The organism is Mesorhizobium sp. L2C084A000 (genome assembly GCF_000502875.1).
Classification (GTDB): domain Bacteria; phylum Pseudomonadota; class Alphaproteobacteria; order Rhizobiales; family Rhizobiaceae; genus Mesorhizobium.
Genome location: NZ_AYWX01000031.1, coordinates 22,726 through 39,427, shown reverse-complemented (window position 1 = coordinate 39,427; position 16,702 = coordinate 22,726). Strand labels below are relative to the sequence as shown.

The following is a 16,702-nucleotide window of genomic DNA, read 5'->3' as shown; positions in this document are numbered from 1 at the left end:
GTCTCGGGCGGCGGCGCCGCCAGGATGATCGCGCGTGCGTCTTCCAGCGCGGATTCCGGCATCGCCATCAGCCGCGGCGTGCCGTTGCGCGGGCTGGTGTCGGTCGGGCCGATGCGCAGCCCCAGCGGACGGCGCGACAGCGCCGGACCGAGCGCCATGAACTGCCCGCGTTCCAGATCGCGGAACGCTTCCGCCTGGCGCCGTTCCATGCCCAGAAGATCGGCGGCACGCGCCATGTCGATATCGAGGAAGGTGCGGCCCATGAGAAAATTGGACGCCTCGGCTGCGACGTTCTTGGCGAGCTTGGCCAGGCGCTGGGTGGCAATGATGCCGGCCAGCCCGCGCTTGCGGCCACGACACATCAAATTGGTCATGGCGCCGAGCGAGAGCTTTCGCGCTTCGTCCGACACCTCTCCGGCCACCGCTGGCGCGAACAGCTGCGCCTCATCCACCACCACCAGCATCGGGTACCAGTGGTCACGGGCGACCTCGAACAGCCCGCCGAGGAAGGCGGCGGCACGCCGCATCTGGTTCTCGGCGTCGAGCCCTTCGAGATTGAGCACGGTGGAGACGCGATGCATGCGCGCCCGCTCGCCGGCCGCCTGCAGGCCGCGCTCGGTATGCTGCTCGGCATCGATCACCAGATGGCCGTAACGGTCGCCCAGCGAAACGAAGTCGCCCTCGGGATCGATGATGGTCTGCTGCACCCAGGGCGCGCTCTGCTCCAGCAGGCGCCGCAACAGATGCGACTTGCCGGAGCCTGAATTGCCCTGCACCAAAAGGCGCGTCGCGAGCAGCTCCTCAAGATCCAGCTTCGCCGGGGCGCCTGCGGTCGTCTGTCCCATCTCGATCGCAACGGTCATCTCGACTCAGGCGCTCCTTCGCAGACGGGCTTATCAACTGGGTCACGGCCCGTCGAGCGTGCATGACCGCCTGCGGCGTGTTGCGCACAACTGTGCAGGCACCGTCTGCAGGGTCATCAGCCGATGCCTGACTGAAACTTTGGGTTGACCCCTTCGGACCACGAGGCGACACTCCATCCAACGCTAGGAGTACGAGGAGAAATGCGATGGACGAGCCCGAACGGTGGCGGCACATGTCGACGGCGCCGAAGGATGGCAGCCGGATCCTGGTCACGGTGCGCCCGTCCGAACAGGGGCCGGCGGAAGTCGACCTCGCCTATTGGTCGCGTGCCGACCAGTTCGCCTCGGAAGGCTGGCGCGCATCGGACTCCTCGCCCGGGCGCGTTATCGAATACGCTGACCCGGAACTGAAGTGCTGGATGCCGCTGCCGACGGCCAACCTCAGCCGCGCGTCGATGCCGGCGCCGTGGGAAGGCGAAGACGCCCAGCAGCTGGATGGGTCCGGGATTTAAGAGCGCGGAGAGGCCGGAGATTGGCAACTCCACGGTTGGCGTCTCTAACCTGCTCCTCTCAGAACAGGAACGCGGCCGTGGCGGGGTTGGGCCCGTTGCGGCCTTCGGGCGAATCCATGCCGCGGATCGTCTGCAGGTCCTGCGCATCCAGTTCGAAATCGAAGACATCGAAATTGGCGGCGATGCGATCCCTGCGGATCGACTTTGGAATGACGATCAGCCCCTCCTGGAGATGCCAGCGGATGATCGTCTGGGCGACGGACTTGCCATGTTTTTTGGCGATGTCTGCAATGGTCGGATCGCCGAGCAGCCGGCCGCTGCCCAACGGGCTCCAGCTTTCGATACGGATGTCGTGCTTGGTGTGAAAGTCCCTGACACCGCGTTGCTGGAACTGGGGATGCAGCTCGATCTGGTTGACGACGGGCGTCACGCCGGTTTCCGCGATGATCCGCTCCAGATGGTCCGGGTTGAAATTCGAAACGCCGATCGACTTGATGCGGCCGGCCTGCCGGAGTTCGACCAGCGTCTTCCAGGCCTCGACATATTTGTCTTGGCTGGGCACCGGCCAGTGGATCAGGAACAGGTCGATCTGCTCAATGCCGAGCTTGGCCATGGTGTCATCGAAGGCGCGTAGCGCCGCATCGCGCTGGTGTGCGCCGTTGCGCAGTTTCGAGGTGATGAACAGCTCAGCCGGCGACACGCCGGCGCTGCGGATCGCCTTTCCGACCCCTTCCTCGTTCTGGTAGCCTTCGGCGGTGTCGATCAGGCGATAGCCGGCCTCGATGCCCCAACCCACCACCTCGGCGGTAATATCCTGGTCGACCTGCCACACGCCAAGGCCGAGTTGGGGAATGGCGGAGCCGTCGTTCAATGCGATCTGTTCGGGCATGGGGGATCCTTTGCAAAGCGGGTCCGGGCGTTCTGCCCGGTGCACAGCCTATCTAGGTCCGGCAGGGTGCGACGACCACCCGACAGCGGACAAATTGCCGTGTGAAGTGCGCCTGCAAGTGTGACTTCGGTGTCGGCCGCATCCTTACCGCGGCCGGCGCACCGCCCGCACCACACCGGCCGAAGTGCTGCCGCAATAGAGGCGGTCGCCGCCATCGGATTCCAGCCCCGACACGCCCATGCCGGCCGGCATGTCGAGCTTCTCCAGAACCTTGCCTGATCGCGGGTCGACGCGGCGCAGGTCGCTCTGCTCGCCTTCCCAGGTGGCGTGCCATAGCTCGCCCTCGACCCATGTCACCCCGGTGACGAAACGGTTGGATTCGATGGTGCGCAGGATCGCCCCCGTCTCCGGGTCGATCTGATGGATCTTGCGCTCGCGGTATTGCCCCACCCACAGCGTCCCTTCGGCCCAGGTCAGCCCGGAGTCGGCGCCACCGCCGGGCGCCGGAATGGTCGCCAGCACCTGGCCGGTATCTGGGTCGATCTTCTGGATGCGGTCATTGGCAAGCTGGAAGAAATGCTGGCCGTCATAAGCGGTGCCGGCATGTGCCGCGACATCGATCGAGCGCAGCGCCTGCCCGCTTTCCGGATCGAAGGCGTTCAGCTTCTCGCCCGAGGCAAACCAGACGTTGTTGCCGTCAAAGCTCACCCCATGCACCCTCTCCACATCGGCAAAGGGTCCGTATTCGCGCAGGATTTCGGCTTCTGAATGTTTCATGTCTTTATCCTCACGAGATGATCTGATGTGCCTTACTAACCACTCGGCAGCGGCGCCGGGAGTAACAAGGTGGTCGTGAATCCCGCCACCGGCGGCGTCATCCAGCGGCGCGCCCGGCCGTGACCGAAAAACTGCACCTTGCCGGCCTCGCCAAGCTGCTCCAGCGCCCGCTGCACGCTGCGCTGGCCGGTACCGAGCGCCAGCGCCAGCGCCGAACTCGCCCAGGATTCACCATCGGCAAGGAAAGCCAGCACCGCCGCGTGCCGCTCCTCGATCGGCCGCGCCAGCACCAGCACCTCGCGTGCCTGGCGCGGCGCCAGCGCGAAGCCCTGGCTGGTCGCGCCGATGTCGGCCAGCCCGCGCAATTCGGTGCGCAACCGGCCGATCTCGACCCGCAACCGCGCCCTATGCGATTCATCGGCGTGCCTGCCGCCGAAGGCTTCAGCGATCAGCCTCGCCCTCGACACATCGCCTGGCCACGCTTCGGCGAGCGTACGGGCTAGCGCAAACAGCACCGGGCGCGTTGCCAGCGAGACCGCTTTCTCCTGTTGGCGCACGACGTAGCGAAAGCTATCGACCAGCAGCGCCGGCGACGCCTGCAGCGCCTCGACCTCCTCGAGCAGCAAGGGGCGCTGCCCACCACCTACGATCAGCCGCGCCGCCGGCGTGTCCAGCGCCAGGAAAGCGCTGTCGACCTCTGCCATCAGGCCCGGAATGCCGGCCCGGCGGGCGGCGTGGCGTGCCCACTCCAACGCCCTGCGCGCCGGCTTCGTCTTGAGGCGCCGCATCGCGATGCCGGCAACGGCGAGCTCGTGCGCGGCCCTCGAGGCCGGCGGAAGCGGCATCGGATCGAGTCCCGCCAGCACGTCTTCAGCCTCATCGAGACGGCCGATCAAAAGCAGGCGCCGCACCTTGAGGTGGCCGGCATGCGCGGCGTTCAACCGGTCGCCGTGCTTTTCCAGAGTTGCGCGCGCCGCATCGAGCGCCTTGGCCGGCCAGCCGAGGTCACGCGAGACCAGCGCAATCTCGGCCTCGGCGACGACGCATCTGGCGCGCGCCACCGCTTCTTTCGGGCCGAAGCCACGCGCGGCCCGCCGCAGCAGCGCCTTGGCGCGATCAAGATCGCCAAGTTGCGCCATGGCGATGCCGCGTAGCGCCAGCGCTGGCGCATCCTCACGCAAGGCAACGCGGTCCAGCGCGCCAAGCGGATCACCTGCCGCCAGCGCCAGTCCAGCCGCGGTGATCAGCGAGTCCATTCAAATCCCGTCACACTTGTAACTCCCACCCCCAGCGCTCAGCGCCCTAACTTAAGTCATGGCCGCCAACCAGCAAGCCGTATCGGCAGCGGCACAACAAGGGAGAACCACGCGATGAACGACACTGTCGGGGGCACTGAGCGGATGCGCCACCCCTGCTGCGGCGGGCCGGCTCTTTCAAATCCCGTCACACTTGTAACTCCCATCCCCGCGATTGACCGCCCTATTCTAGCTCACGGCAAGCAACCGCACGTCGCAACAGCGCGACAACAGACTGGCAAAGGAAACGACCAATGACCAAGCACATCGCAATGAAGACCCCGCCGATCGTTTCGCGGCAGGACTGGGAAGCCGCCCGCGAACAGATGCTGGTGAAGGAAAAGGCAACGCTGCGCGCCAAGGACGCATTGGCCGCCGAGCGCCGGCGCATGCCCTGGATGGAAGTGGACAAGGCCTATGTGTTTGAGGGGCCGAACGGCAAGGCGAGCCTGCTCGATCTGTTCGAAGGCCGCCGCCAGTTGATCGTCTATCGCGCCTTCTTCGAGCCAGGCGTGCATGGCTGGCCAGATCACGCGTGCCGCGGCTGTTCCCTTGGCGCCGACCAGGTCGGCCACCTCGCCCATCTCAATGCCCGCGACACCACGCTTGCCTACGCTTCACGTGCCCCGCAGGCCGACATTGCGCGGCTGAAGCAGCGGATGGGCTGGGAGATGCCGTGGTACACAATCACCGACAGTTTCGACAAGGACTTCGGCGTCGACGAATGGCACGGCCACAACGTCTTCATCCATGACGGCGACCGCATCTTCCGCACCTACTTGATCAACAGCCGCGGCGACGAGGCGATGGGCACTGTCTGGAGCTATCTCGACGCAACGCCGCTCGGCCGCCAGGAAATCTGGGAAGACTCGCCTGAGGGCTATCCGCAGACCCCGCTCTACTCCTGGTGGAACTGGCACGACAATTACGACGCCGGGGCCGACAAGAAATGGGAAGAAGTGTCTGCTGCCGGCGAGGCTGCATTCCGCGACAAGGGCGAGCAGTAACGGTTGTCCAGCCTGGGTTCCTCTCCCGCTCCGTGAGGAGAGGAACCAGTCCTGGCTGGCATAATCATCAGGGATCAAGACCATGAGCGATATTCACACAGGTGCCGGCAGCACGATCCCGGAAGCGACCACCCTCGGGCTGGCCGACTGGCTTTGCCTTGCCGCGGCACCGACCTTCGGCGTGATGGCGCTGCTCACCTGCATCTTCAGCGGCGATGCGGCCATGCAGTGCATGGGCACCGACGCCTCGCCCCTCACGGGTATGGCCGCGATGTATCTCCTGATGAGCGCCTTCCATCTGGCCCCCTGGCTGCGGGTGATTTCCGGCAGGCAGATCCGCTAGGCGCAGCGCGCCGTTCCAATTCCAAACACCCCACACATCGGAGAAGACAATGAGACTGGTTAGGCTGAGAGCGCCGGGCGGCTTGGGCAATCTCGACCTGGTCGAGGAAGATACGCCCCAGCCAGGGCCGGGCGAGGTGCTGGTCAGGATCCGGGCCTGCGCGTTGAACATGCGCGACGACTTTGCCGTGCAAGGCAAGACACCGTTCGTTGACGGCCGTGTTCCGCTCTCCGACGGCGCCGGCGAGGTGATTGCCCTCGGCGACGGTGTCGATGCACTCAAGCCCGGAGACAGCGTCGTCAGCGTCTTCTATCCCTGGTGGCTGGGCGGTGACATGACGCCCTGCACAAGGCGCGACATTCCGGGAGACAGTTTCGACGGCTTCGCCAGCGAGTATGTCTGCATGCCGGCGCACGCTTTCACCAGGGCACCGGCAGGCTATACGCATGTCGAGGCAGCCTCGCTCACCTGCACGGGCGTTACTGCCTGGCGCAGCCTGGTTGTGTGCGGCAAGGTGAAGCCGGGCGACGCGGTGCTGGTCCTCGGTTCGGGCAGTGTATCGCTGTTCGCGCTGCAATTCGCCAAAGCCGCCGGCGCCCGGGTCATCGCCACCTCATCCGACGAGCAGAAGCTGGAGCGGCTCAAGCGCCTCGGAGCCGACGCCATCATCAACTACAAGTCCGTCCCGGACTGGGGCCGCAAGGCCAGGGATTTGACCGACGGACGCGGCGTCGATCACGTGATCGAGGTCGGCGGACCCGCCACGCTGGCGCAGTCCATTGCGGCCTCCAGAACGGGCGGGCATATCGCGCTGGTCGGCGTCCTGACCGGCTTTGCGGCGGAAGTGTCTATCCCCGCCCTGTTTTCCAACCAGATCCGCATCAGCGGCATTTCCATCGGCAGCCGGGTCGACCAGGAGGATATGATCCGCGCGATAGAGTCCAACAGGCTGAAACCCGTCATAGACCGCCACTTTCCGCTGCAGGACATCGCCACCGCCTTCGCGCACTACGAAACCCAAAAGCATTTCGGCAAGGTCTGCCTTGAAGTTTGAGCACTCTCCACCAGCAGCACGATGAAGGGGACCGTCGGGTCCGTGCCTTCGTCGTGATTCTGCCTAGGTCGCGATGTCGTTGACCGGCAGCAGGGGCTTGGGAAGGTCGGCCTCACCGAGCCCGCTGCGCAACTCGATCTCGATGTCGCGGCATATCTGCGAGATCGGAACGTCGTTGGCGTTGCCCTCGAATGGGTTGGCGCTGCTTTCGCCGACCTGGTCGAGGGACATGTATGCCCAGCCCAGCAGCGTGCTGAACGGGATCGTCAGCCAGATTGCGATCGACCCGAGCGCGCCACCCAGTTTGCCCATATCGGCAAAGACGGGAACGACCCCGAATGGCAGCAGCGTGCAGAAGATCATCACGAACATCGAACTGACGATGGCGTATTGCCTGGGATAGGGATTGTTCTTGATGCGATCGCAGCGCGCCTGCTGGTCATGGAAGTCGCGGATCAGCTTGGTCAGTTCGCCATAGATCTGAGGAGGGAGCTTTGTGTCCTTGAACAGCCCATTGACCTGGACAGATTGCAGTTCGAGCAGGGCTATCGCCGGCTGGGGCGATTTCAGGACGTCCTCGGCCTGTTCGGCGAGCAGCGGACGCAGTTCGTCGGCGACCGAGCTCGCATCCTCATGGATACGGTAGCGCCGCCGGTATTCGATATTGGCGGCCCGCGCCATGGATTCCCATGGCATCGGCCGGCGCAGAGAAAAACGCAATGCCGTCATCCAGGCGATGTGGCGATAGATGAGCTGTCTGGCCGTCGGCGCGTCGAGGAAATCCCTGCAGAAATTGGACCACAACCGGCTGCTGGCCGTAATTTGCGTAAAAGCCTGCAGCGCGTCGCTGCTGCGGGTGAACACCTGCGAATTCTTGAACCCGGCAACGAGTGATACGGTGGTGCCAAGCACCAGCACCACCGACCATGGCACCGAGAACCCGGCGATGCCCGGAAAACGGTAGGCCGCCACGGCCAGTCCGCTCACCACCACCATGTAGATGACGCTGCGCCGCGACCAGAGCGCGAAATCCACTATTTTGTAGGAACGGCCTACATACATCGGGTCCCCTCAACTTATCGACAGGTGTGGTTTTGCACCGCCGGAATCTCGTCGCTTCATTGTGCCTTTGCAGCCCCGAACCGCAACCCGTCCATCAACAGCTTGACCAGCCGGCGCGAGCGGTCGCGCCATTCGGGGGTGTCGGGCGCTGAATAGATGCCGCCCAGCGCGTGCAGCACGTCGGAAGCGTCGACGTCGCCGCGGATGGTGCCGTCGGCCACCGCCGCCTCGACCAGTCGTCGCAAGGCTTGCGACACCCGGCCGAACGTGTCGGAAAACAGCGTCGAATTGGTGGTGAGCACAATGCGCAGGCTGGTCGCCAGGCCGCGCTTGGTGGCGATGTAGTCGACGAAGCGCTGCATCCACTGTTCCAGCGCGACATCGGACGGATGTTTTTGGGCAAGCTCGCCGGCGGCCGCGCACAGCGCCTCCACCTCGCGGCGATAGACCACCTCGACCAGATGCTCGCGCGTCGGGAAATGCCGGTAGAGCGTGCCGATGCCGACGCCGGCGCGGCGCGCGATCTCCTCCAGCGAGCCATCGATGCCGCGCTCGGCAAAGACTGACACCGCCACCTCGACCAGCCGGTCGCGGTTGCGCCGCGCATCGGCGCGCAGCGGCTTTGCGTCTACGGCCTCGGCCTTCTGTTCAGCAATGGCGGACGGCTCGCTGGCCAATTTTTTCTCCACATCGTGTCAGGGGGGCTTGAACCCGGCCGGGTCAGCCACCACGTAATAAACGGAGGCGCCTCCGTTTTAGTGGAGCACCTTTATCATATAATCAGGGGAACCGGTATGTCACGTCTTTCGAACACGCAAGCCGACATCTCCCCTGCCCGCCTGCCTCGCGGGAGACCCGCTGCCATCTCCGCTTTCGCCGTCAAGACCTGACCGAACGGTTACCTTGCCCTTCTGCGGCAAGGCACCAGTTCAATCCCATCCGCGTCAAGCAACTGGAGCCAGACGCCCATGACCAGCCTTCCCATCACCCTCACCATCAACGGACACAAACACGAACTGGAGGTCGATCCACGCGTAACCCTGCTCGACCTGCTGCGCGAGCGGCTCGATCTCACGGGCACCAAGAAGGGCTGCGATCGCGGCCAGTGCGGCGCCTGCACGGTGCTGGTCGACGGCAAGCGCATCAACTCGTGCCTGGCGCTGGCGGTCAGCCATGACGGCGCCCAAGTCTTGACCATCGAAGGCGTCGCCCACGGCGAGGAACTGCATCCTGTGCAGGCCGCCTTCATCGCCCATGACGGCTTCCAGTGCGGGTTCTGCACGCCCGGCCAGATCATGAGCACGCTCGGCCTGATCGCCGAGGGACAGGCCGGCGACGATCCCGAACGCATCCGCGAGGGGCTGAGCGGCAACATATGCCGCTGCGCGGCCTATGGCGGCATCGTCGAGGCCGTCCTGGAAGCCCAGCAACAGCTTGTCAAAGCCGACCGGAGGACCGCGGCATGAGAGACTTCGACTACATCAGGCCCGCCACCATCCCCGACGCCATCGCCGCGGCAGCCGAGCCGGGTTCGGCCTATCTCGCCGGCGGCACCAATCTGCTCGACCTGATGAAAGGCGGCATCACCAGTCCCGAGCGTATCGTCGACATTTCCCGGTTGCCGGAGCTCAACCGCATCGAACGGCTGGACGATGGTGGCCTGCGCATCGGTGCGCTGGTTCGTAATGCCGACCTTGCCTACGATCCGGCGTTCGCCAAATCCTATCCGGCGGTGGCCGAGGCGCTGCTGTCGGGCGCTTCGGCTCAGCTTCGCAACGCCGCGACCGTCGGCGGCAATCTGTTGCAGCGCACGCGCTGCAGCTATTTCTACGACACCGCCAGCGCCTGCAACAGGCGCGAGCCTGGCGCCGGCTGCGACGCGCTGGAAGGCGAGAACCGCCTGCACGCCGTGCTCGGCTGGAGCGATGCCTGCATCGCCACCCATCCGTCGGACTTCTGCGTGCCGCTGGTGGCGCTCGATGCGGTGGTCGAGATCGAGGGCAAGAAGGGCCGGCGCCATGTGACGCTGGAGGAATTCCACCGGCTTCCCGGCGAAACGCCGCAGCGGGAGAATGCACTGGAACCCGGCGACCTGATCGTGGCGGTGCGCCTGCCGGCGGAGGCGGCCTCCTTCTCCGCCAATGCCCGCTACCTGAAAGTCCGCGAACGCACCTCTTATGCTTTTGCCGTCGTATCGGCCGCGGCGGCGCTTGTCGTCGACGGGGGCAAGATCCGCGCCGCAAGGCTGGCGCTGGGCGGCGTCGCGGCCAAGCCGTGGCGGGCACGAACGGCGGAAGCCGTCCTGCTTGGCGCCAACGCCAACGAGGTGACCTTCGCCAGCGCCGCGGAGGCCGCCCTGGCCGATGCCAGCCCATCCGGCGACAATGCGTTCAAGATCGAGCTTGCCCGACGCATCGTGGTCAGGGCGCTGATGTCTGCCCAGGCGGGAACGCCCGAGCGGCTGCCAGCCCTTCCTGCCTCCCCGTTCTCAAACATTCCCGGAGCGCGCCATGACGCTTGAACTCAGCCTCAACCAGCAACCCGCCCATGCCCGGCAGGGCTCCAGCATCGGCCAGCCGCTGACCCGTCGCGACGGCTTTCTGAAAGTCACCGGAGCCGCGCGCTATGCCGCCGACAACCATCCGCCCGGCATGCTTTACGCCGTGCTCGCTGTCTCTAGCATCGCGCGCGGCCGCGTTGCCGCGCTGGATATCGAGGCGGCCAAGGCGCACCAGGGCGTGGTCGAGGTGATGACGCCCAAGAACCGGCCGGCGCTCGCCGCCGATCCGGATGCCAAGGACCATCCCTTCATGTTCCGGCTCGACCTGCTGCAAAACGATCAGGTCCGCTACCCCAACCAGAGCATCGCCGTGGTGATCGCCGAGACGCTGGAGGCGGCGACCGAGGGGGCGGCGCTGCTGTCGCCGCGCTATGAGGTGCTGCCGGCGCGCGTTGGCCTCGACGGCGCTGAAAGCTTCGTGCCGCGCGGTGTCGGTGTCGGCGGTCCGGCGGTGCAGCACAAGGGCGATGTCGAGGCCGGCCTCAAATCCGCAAAGACGCGGATAGAGGCCACCTACGAGACGCCGGCCCAGTACCACAACGCCATGGAGCCTCATGCGATCGTCGTCGCCTGGGATGGCGACACACTGTCGATCGACACGCCGAGTCAGGGCCTTGCCATGGCGCAGGGCCGCATCGCCGGCCTGTTCGGCATCGCGCCGGAAAACGTCCACATCCGGAGCCCGTTCCTGGGTGGCGGCTTTGGCTCGAAAGGCATGATCTCCGGGCCGCAGGTGCTCGGCATTCTGGCGGCGCGCCTCGTCGGCCGTCCGGTCAAGCTGGTGCTGCGGCGTGAGCAGATGTACGGCCCGGTCGGCCACCGTGCGCCGACGCGCCAGACGCTGCGCATGGGCATGGATGGCGAAGGGCGGCTGACGGCACTCGACCATCACGCCAAGACTGCGTCGAGCACGTTCGACGATTTCTTCGAACCGGCGGCGGATGCCTCGCACACGCTCTATGCCAGCCCGGCCATCGCCACCTCGCACGATGCGGTGCGGTTGGACACCGGTACGCCGCTGTTCATGCGGGCGCCCGGCGAAGCCACCGGCTCGATCGCACTCGAAAGCGCCATCGATGAGGCGGCACACGCTTGCGGCATGGACCCGCTGGAGTTCCGGCTGCGGAACTATGCCGAGGTCGAGCCGATGACCGGCAAGCCGTTTTCCTCCAAGGCGCTGCGCGAGTGCTACAGGCAAGCGGCCGAGACGTTCGGCTGGGCGAGCCGCCCGCTTCAGCCTCGGCTGATGCGCGACGCCGACGGTTTCCTCACCGGCTGGGGCATGGGCACGGCGACCTTTCCAGCGCTCATGTTCCAGGCCGAAGCGCGTGCGGTGCTGAGGGCCGATGGCAGCGGCCTGATGGAGACCGGCGCGCAGGACATGGGGCAAGGCGCCTGGACGGCCTTCGCCCAGATCGCGGCCGACGGACTGGGACTGGATATCGACCAGGTCGATTTCAGGGCCGGCAGTTCCGACCTGCCCAATGCAGGCATTGCCGGCGGCTCCGGCCACACGGCGACGGCCGGCATGGCGATCCACAATGCGGGTGCCGCCGTCATCGCCAGGCTTGCCGATCTCGCCACCGGCAACGAGGCCTCGCCGCTGTTCGGCGCCGGCAATGAAGGCGTGCTGGCGCGCGGCGGCCGCCTCTATCGGCGCGACGATGAAAGCCGCGGTGAAAGCTATGCCGAGATCCTCACGCGCGCGGGCCTCAGCGAGATCGAGGGCCATGGCAAGGGCGCTCCCGACCCGGCATCCCAGGAGACCTATGCCAAGCACGCGCACGGCGCCGTGTTTGCCGAGGTGAAGGTCGATCCGGATTTCGGCCAGATCCGCGTCACAAGGCTGGTCGGCGCGTTCGCCGCCGGGCGGATCATCAATCCCAGGCTGGTGCGCAGCCAGTATTATGGCGGCATGATCTGGGGCGTCTCGTTCGCGCTGAATGAGGAAGCCATCACCGACCGGCGCTCGGGCCGGATCCAGAATGCCAACCTCGCCGAATATCATGTCCCGGTGAATGCCGACGTTCCGTCGGTCGAGGCGCTGCTGGTCCACGAGGACGACCCTCATGTCAACGCGCTCGGCATCAAGGGCGTTGGCGAAATCGGCATCACCGGCACGGCCGGCGCCGTCGCCAATGCAGTCTGGCATGCGACCGGCGTGCGGCCGCGGCGCTTTCCGATCCGCATCGAGGACCTGCTGGGGTGAGGAGTGGTCCGCGTAGCGGACGGGAAGCCAATTGCTTGGCTCCCGTCCGACGAACGGTGAAAGCCCGGTCTGCCTTCGGGCGGATCAAAAGGTCCAGTGGACCTTTTTAAGGGGCTGAACGCCCGAAGGACAGGGAGCGGCAGCGAAGGGCCGCACAGCCGGCGCGAGGTCCCGCCGGCCAACATGAGTCAACCGACTTCGCGTCAAGCACTGGAGCCAGACGCCCATGACCAAAACAACGATCCCAGTTCATCTCGATATCAACGGTCATCATCACGATCTGCAACTCGAGCCGCGCGTCACGCTGCTCGACGCCTTGCGCGACCGGCTCGGCCTGACCGGCACCAAGAAGGGCTGCGACCACGGCCAGTGCGGCGCCTGCACGGTGCATATCGACGGCGAGCGTGTACTGGCTTGCCTGACGCTGGCCGCTCAGGTCGAGGGCCGCACCGTCACCACCATAGAGGGGCTTGCACGGGAGGGCGAAATGCATCCCGTGCAGGCTGCCTTCCTTGAGCACGACGCTTTCCAGTGCGGCTATTGCACGCCGGGCCAGATCATGTCGGCGGTCGCTTGCATCCGGGAAGGCCATGCCGGCTCCGACGACGAGATCCGCGAATACATGGCCGGCAATCTCTGCCGCTGCGGCGCCTATCCGCACATCGTCGCCGCCATTCGCCAAGCCGCCTTGGAGGTCGCATCATGAGGGACCTTTCCTATTTTCGCGCCAGCTCGGTCGATGCGGCACGCCAGGCGGCCGCCCTGCCCGGCGCCATGCTCTTGGCCGGCGGCACCACGCTGATCGATCTCGCCAAATGCGGCGTCGCCGAGCCCGAGACACTGGTCGACATCGCTCATCTCAAGGGATTGGACAGCATCGAGGTGGACGAACGCGGCGCCACCATCGGCGCGCTGGCCAGGATGAGCCATGTCGCCGACCATGCCGACATCAAGAGCCGCTTTCCTGCGGTGTCGGAAGCCCTGTGGCAGGCGGCTTCCGCGCAGATCCGCAACATGGCGACCATCGGCGGCAATCTGATGCAGCGCACGCGCTGCCCCTATTTCCGCGATCCCGCGAATTTCCCTGCCTGCAACAAGCGTGAGCCCGGCTCTGGCTGTTCGGCGATCGGCGGCGTTACCCGTGGCCATGCCGTACTCGGCACCAGCGAGGCCTGCATCGCCATGTATCCGGGTGACCTGGCCGTGGCGCTGGTCGCCTTCGATGCGATCGTGCATCTGGGCGAGCGCCAGATCCCGGTCGACGACTTTTTCCTGCTGCCCGGCACCACGCCGGATAGGGAACATGCGATTGAACCGGGCGAGATGATCACCGCCATTGAAATCCCCGGCTCGGCCGCTGCCCGGCGGTCGACCTACCTGAAAATCCGCGACCGGCAATCCTATGAGTTTGCCGCCGCGAGCGCGGCGGTCGGTATCGAGTTCGAACCTGACGGCCGAACGATCCGCGATTTGTGCGTCGCACTCGGCGGTGTCGCGACGAAACCATGGCGGGCGCGGACCGTGGAAGACGCGCTGAAGGGCAAGGCGCTGGAGCCGGAAACCGTGCGGTCCGCCAGCCTGCTCGCTGTCGAAGGCGCCGTCGACCATGGCGCCAACCACTACAAGATCGAGCTCGCGCCGCGCGTCGTCGCGCGCGCCATCCTCAAATTGGGAGAAACGGCATGACCGTTCACATCGCAAGCACCGTTCACGTCGGAAGACACGGCGATGCGTCCGACGGCGCTTTTGCCGAAGCCGTCGGCGGCCGGCTGTCGCGCGTCGACGGCCCGGCCAAGATCACGGGTGCGGCCAAATACGCCGTCGAGCAGCAGCTCGAAGGCCTCGCCTACGCCGTACTGGTCGAGAGCACGATTGCATCCGGCAAGGTGCGCGCGATCGACACCAAGGCCGCCGAGGCGGCGCCCGGCGTGCTGCAGGTGCTGACGCCGGACACCATCATCAGCCTGAGGACCGCGGCGGACTGGTTCGGCACACCGCCGCCCGACAAGCCCTATTGCCCGCTTGCGCGCGACATCACTTTTTCGGGCCAGCATGTCGCCGCTGTCGTCGCCGAGACCTTCGAACAGGCGGTGGCGGCGGCAGCACTGGTCAAGGTCAGCTATGACGAGACGCCCGCCATCGTCGACCTCAGCGATGTCAAGGCCGGCGACGGCATCCCGATCGACGCCATGACCAAGGAATGGGGCGATGCGCAAGGTGCGTTCGCGTCGGCACCGGTCCGCATCTGCGCCGCCTACAACACGCCGCGCGAATACCAGGCGCCGATAGAGCCGCATGGGCTGATCGCGCGCTGGGAAGGCGATAAGCTCACCGTATGGGAGCCGAGCCAGTGGCTGGACGGGATGGCGCGCACCTATGCCGAATGGTTCGGCGTGCCGTTCGAGAATGTGCGGCTGGTCTCGCCCTATATTGGCGGTGGCTTCGGCTCCAAGGCGCTGGCGCTCAGCCATGGCGCGGTGGCCGCATGTGCCGCCAGAATGCTCGGCCGGCCGGTGCGCCTGGTGATGACGCGGCCGCAGACCTTTACCGGCTATGGTGGCCGCGCGGCGACGCGCCAGACGGTGACGATTGGCGCCGACGCGCAAGGAAAAATCCAGTCGATCGTGCATCGTGGCATCAACGAGACGTCGATGGACGGCATGTGGGTCGAGCCGCTCGGATCGGTCATCTCGATCATGTACGCGACGCCGAATTTCTCCTCCAGGCAGAATGTCGTGCGGGTGAATTCGGTAGTGCCGGGCGCCATGCGCGCGCCGGGCGAAAACCCTTCGGCCTTCGGCATCGAAAGCGCCATCGACGAACTCGCCTACGAGGTCGGCATCGACCCCCTGGAGATTCGGCTGAGAAATTATGCCGAACAGGACCCGCATGCCAAGAAAGCCTGGTCGACCAGACAGTTGCGCGAGGCTTTTGCCGCAGGCGCGGAGCGCTTCGGCTGGGCCAGGCGCTCGCCCGAACCGCGCTCGATCCGCGACGGCAACCAGCTGATCGGCTGGGGAGTCGCAGCCGGCACCTATCCGGTTCGGCGCGCCTATGGCGAGGCGATCGTGCGTATCCTGGCCGACGGCTCGGTCGAGGTCGAAAGCTCGTCGATCGACATGGGTCAAGGAACCTACACCATCCTGGCGCAGACCGCCGCCGAAACGGTCGGCGTGCGAGCCGACGACGTGGTGGTGAAGCTCGGCGACTCCCGTTTCCCCCGCGCCGGCGTCACCGGCGGTTCGCGGCTTGCCGGCGTCATGACGGGTGCGGTCTACAAGGCGGCGACCTCGGCGCTCGACCAGCTGATCGGCCTCGCCATCAGCGATCCGCGCTCGCCCTTTTATGCGCTGCAGGCCAACACCTTGGTCGTCGCCAACGGCCGCATCGCCTCGCCGCGCGGCGACGGTCCCGATGTCTCGATCGCCGAACTGCTCAAAAGCGTCGGCCGCGACCACATCGAAGCCACCGGCGACACCATGCCGGCCAATTCGACGCCAGAGGATCGCTACAAGAACTACACCACCATCGCCATGTCGGTGCCGCACACCGAGGGCGACTATTCCCGCCACTCCTGGTGCGCGCATTTCATCGAGGTGCGGGTCGACGAGGATTTCGGCACGGTGCGCGTGTCACGCGTGGTGTCGGCACTGGATTCGGGCCGGCTCTACAATCCCAAGCTGGCCGAAAGCCAGTGGAAGGGTGGCATCATCATGGGCATCGGCCAGGCACTGCTGGAAGAGGGCATCGTCGACCGCCGCCACGGCCGCGTCGTCAACAACAACCTCGCCGACTATCTCGTGCCAACCAACGCCGACATTCCCGACATCGAGGTGATCTCGGTCGGCATCCCCGACCCGCATTCCTCCGTGCTCGGCGGCAAAGGCGTCGGCGAACTGGCCATTGTCGGCGTGGCGCCGGCGATTGCCAACGCGGTGTTCCATGCGACGGGAAAGAGGATCAGGGATCTGCCGATCACACTGGAGAAGCTAATCTGAGGGCGGTGGCTGATCTCCCACTCGAGGGAGATGTCGCCAGAGGCAACAGAGGGGGGTCGCCGCGTGTAGTGCGCCGACCCCGTCTGCGGCAGCAGGCCGAGCCCCGCCGCCCCTGGCCTGCCGGCCATCTCCC

General features: G+C 66.0%; 16 protein-coding genes. 10 read left to right on the top strand and 6 right to left on the bottom strand.

Going from position 1 to position 16,702, the window contains the following annotated elements; translation table 11 throughout:
* Positions 1–863 (bottom strand): ATP-binding protein (locus tag X735_RS136310; RefSeq protein WP_023814348.1); only part of this gene is annotated, 863 nt, incomplete at its 3' end.
* Between the two features lie 206 nt (positions 864–1,069).
* Between X735_RS136310 and X735_RS136315 the strand changes: the two genes are divergently transcribed.
* Positions 1,070–1,375: a hypothetical protein gene (locus X735_RS136315; protein ID WP_013530714.1), complete on the top strand. Its 306-nt coding sequence runs from the start codon at positions 1,070–1,072 to the stop codon at positions 1,373–1,375.
* Between the two features lie 58 nt (positions 1,376–1,433).
* Here the strand turns inward: X735_RS136315 and X735_RS136320 are convergent, their stop codons facing one another.
* The 3 genes from X735_RS136320 to X735_RS136330 all read right to left on the bottom strand — a co-directional run bounded on the left by X735_RS136320 (position 1,434) and on the right by X735_RS136330 (position 4,297).
* Complete coding sequence (locus tag X735_RS136320) at positions 1,434–2,264, bottom strand: aldo/keto reductase (protein ID WP_023814347.1); 831 nt, start codon at positions 2,262–2,264, stop codon at positions 1,434–1,436.
* A 144-nt stretch (positions 2,265–2,408) separates the two neighbouring features.
* Positions 2,409–3,041 carry a PQQ-binding-like beta-propeller repeat protein gene (locus X735_RS136325; protein ID WP_023814346.1) on the bottom strand — a complete coding sequence of 211 codons (633 nt, stop codon included), beginning with the start codon at positions 3,039–3,041 and terminating at the stop codon, positions 2,409–2,411.
* A 35-nt stretch (positions 3,042–3,076) separates the two neighbouring features.
* Entirely contained in the window at positions 3,077–4,297 is a 1,221-nt protein-coding gene (locus X735_RS136330) for a hypothetical protein (RefSeq protein ID WP_023814345.1), read from the bottom strand.
* 293 nt (positions 4,298–4,590) lie between these two features.
* On the opposite strand from X735_RS136330, the gene X735_RS136335 reads away from it, so the two are divergent.
* From X735_RS136335 to X735_RS136345, 3 genes are all read left to right on the top strand, one after another.
* The gene (locus X735_RS136335; protein ID WP_031213983.1) at positions 4,591–5,343 is read left to right on the top strand and encodes a thioredoxin family protein; all 753 of its coding nucleotides are present in this window, start codon (positions 4,591–4,593) and stop codon (positions 5,341–5,343) included.
* An 82-nt stretch (positions 5,344–5,425) separates the two neighbouring features.
* Positions 5,426–5,686 carry a hypothetical protein gene (locus tag X735_RS136340; protein WP_023814343.1) on the top strand — a complete coding sequence of 87 codons (261 nt, stop codon included), beginning with the start codon at positions 5,426–5,428 and terminating at the stop codon, positions 5,684–5,686.
* A 49-nt stretch (positions 5,687–5,735) separates the two neighbouring features.
* Positions 5,736–6,740, top strand: a complete 1,005-nt coding sequence (locus X735_RS136345; protein WP_031213982.1) for an NAD(P)-dependent alcohol dehydrogenase — start codon at positions 5,736–5,738, stop codon at positions 6,738–6,740.
* A gap of 63 nt (positions 6,741–6,803) precedes the next feature.
* Here X735_RS136345 and X735_RS136350 read toward each other — a convergent pair whose 3' ends face one another.
* The gene (locus X735_RS136350) at positions 6,804–7,802 is read right to left on the bottom strand and encodes a bestrophin family ion channel (protein WP_023814341.1); all 999 of its coding nucleotides are present in this window, start codon (positions 7,800–7,802) and stop codon (positions 6,804–6,806) included.
* Positions 7,803–7,858: 56 nt separating this feature from the next.
* On the bottom strand, positions 7,859–8,479 hold the full coding sequence (locus tag X735_RS136355; protein WP_024501664.1) for a TetR/AcrR family transcriptional regulator: 621 nt from the start codon (positions 8,477–8,479) through the stop codon (positions 7,859–7,861).
* Positions 8,480–8,770: 291 nt separating this feature from the next.
* On the opposite strand from X735_RS136355, the gene X735_RS136360 reads away from it, so the two are divergent.
* From X735_RS136360 to X735_RS136385, 6 genes are all read left to right on the top strand, one after another.
* A complete protein-coding gene (locus X735_RS136360) occupies positions 8,771–9,268 on the top strand; it encodes a (2Fe-2S)-binding protein (protein WP_023814339.1) in 498 nt (165 codons plus the stop codon).
* Complete coding sequence (locus X735_RS136365; protein WP_023814338.1) at positions 9,265–10,323, top strand: xanthine dehydrogenase family protein subunit M; 1,059 nt, start codon at positions 9,265–9,267, stop codon at positions 10,321–10,323. The genes X735_RS136360 and X735_RS136365 overlap by 4 nt, the downstream gene beginning before the upstream one ends.
* A complete protein-coding gene (locus X735_RS136370; protein WP_023814337.1) occupies positions 10,313–12,571 on the top strand; it encodes a xanthine dehydrogenase family protein molybdopterin-binding subunit in 2,259 nt (752 codons plus the stop codon). The genes X735_RS136365 and X735_RS136370 overlap by 11 nt, the downstream gene beginning before the upstream one ends.
* A 226-nt stretch (positions 12,572–12,797) precedes the next feature.
* Positions 12,798–13,277 carry a (2Fe-2S)-binding protein gene (locus X735_RS136375; protein WP_023814336.1) on the top strand — a complete coding sequence of 160 codons (480 nt, stop codon included), beginning with the start codon at positions 12,798–12,800 and terminating at the stop codon, positions 13,275–13,277.
* A complete protein-coding gene (locus X735_RS136380; protein ID WP_023814335.1) occupies positions 13,274–14,257 on the top strand; it encodes a xanthine dehydrogenase family protein subunit M in 984 nt (327 codons plus the stop codon). Before X735_RS136375 ends, X735_RS136380 begins: the two co-directional genes overlap by 4 nt.
* The gene (locus X735_RS136385) at positions 14,254–16,569 is read left to right on the top strand and encodes a xanthine dehydrogenase family protein molybdopterin-binding subunit (protein ID WP_023814334.1); all 2,316 of its coding nucleotides are present in this window, start codon (positions 14,254–14,256) and stop codon (positions 16,567–16,569) included. The genes X735_RS136380 and X735_RS136385 overlap by 4 nt, the downstream gene beginning before the upstream one ends.
* The last annotated feature ends 133 nt before the right edge of the window (positions 16,570–16,702 follow it).

What these genes read in the sequence shown, in the direction of transcription:
- X735_RS136360 (WP_023814339.1), top strand. Translation starts at nt 8,771, where the DNA reads ATGACCAGCCTTCCCATCACCCTCACCATCAACGGACACAAACACGAA.
- X735_RS136380 (WP_023814335.1), top strand. Translation starts at nt 13,274, where the DNA reads ATGAGGGACCTTTCCTATTTTCGCGCCAGCTCGGTCGATGCGGCACGC.
- X735_RS136340 (WP_023814343.1), top strand. Translation starts at nt 5,426, where the DNA reads ATGAGCGATATTCACACAGGTGCCGGCAGCACGATCCCGGAAGCGACC.
- X735_RS136345 (WP_031213982.1), top strand. Translation starts at nt 5,736, where the DNA reads ATGAGACTGGTTAGGCTGAGAGCGCCGGGCGGCTTGGGCAATCTCGAC.
- X735_RS136320 (WP_023814347.1), bottom strand. Translation starts at nt 2,264, where the DNA reads ATGCCCGAACAGATCGCATTGAACGACGGCTCCGCCATTCCCCAACTC.
- X735_RS136370 (WP_023814337.1), top strand. Translation starts at nt 10,313, where the DNA reads ATGACGCTTGAACTCAGCCTCAACCAGCAACCCGCCCATGCCCGGCAG.
- X735_RS136330 (WP_023814345.1), bottom strand. Translation starts at nt 4,297, where the DNA reads ATGGACTCGCTGATCACCGCGGCTGGACTGGCGCTGGCGGCAGGTGAT.
- X735_RS136335 (WP_031213983.1), top strand. Translation starts at nt 4,591, where the DNA reads ATGACCAAGCACATCGCAATGAAGACCCCGCCGATCGTTTCGCGGCAG.
- X735_RS136385 (WP_023814334.1), top strand. Translation starts at nt 14,254, where the DNA reads ATGACCGTTCACATCGCAAGCACCGTTCACGTCGGAAGACACGGCGAT.
- X735_RS136315 (WP_013530714.1), top strand. Translation starts at nt 1,070, where the DNA reads ATGGACGAGCCCGAACGGTGGCGGCACATGTCGACGGCGCCGAAGGAT.
- X735_RS136365 (WP_023814338.1), top strand. Translation starts at nt 9,265, where the DNA reads ATGAGAGACTTCGACTACATCAGGCCCGCCACCATCCCCGACGCCATC.
- X735_RS136325 (WP_023814346.1), bottom strand. Translation starts at nt 3,041, where the DNA reads ATGAAACATTCAGAAGCCGAAATCCTGCGCGAATACGGACCCTTTGCC.
- X735_RS136350 (WP_023814341.1), bottom strand. Translation starts at nt 7,802, where the DNA reads ATGTATGTAGGCCGTTCCTACAAAATAGTGGATTTCGCGCTCTGGTCG.
- X735_RS136375 (WP_023814336.1), top strand. Translation starts at nt 12,798, where the DNA reads ATGACCAAAACAACGATCCCAGTTCATCTCGATATCAACGGTCATCAT.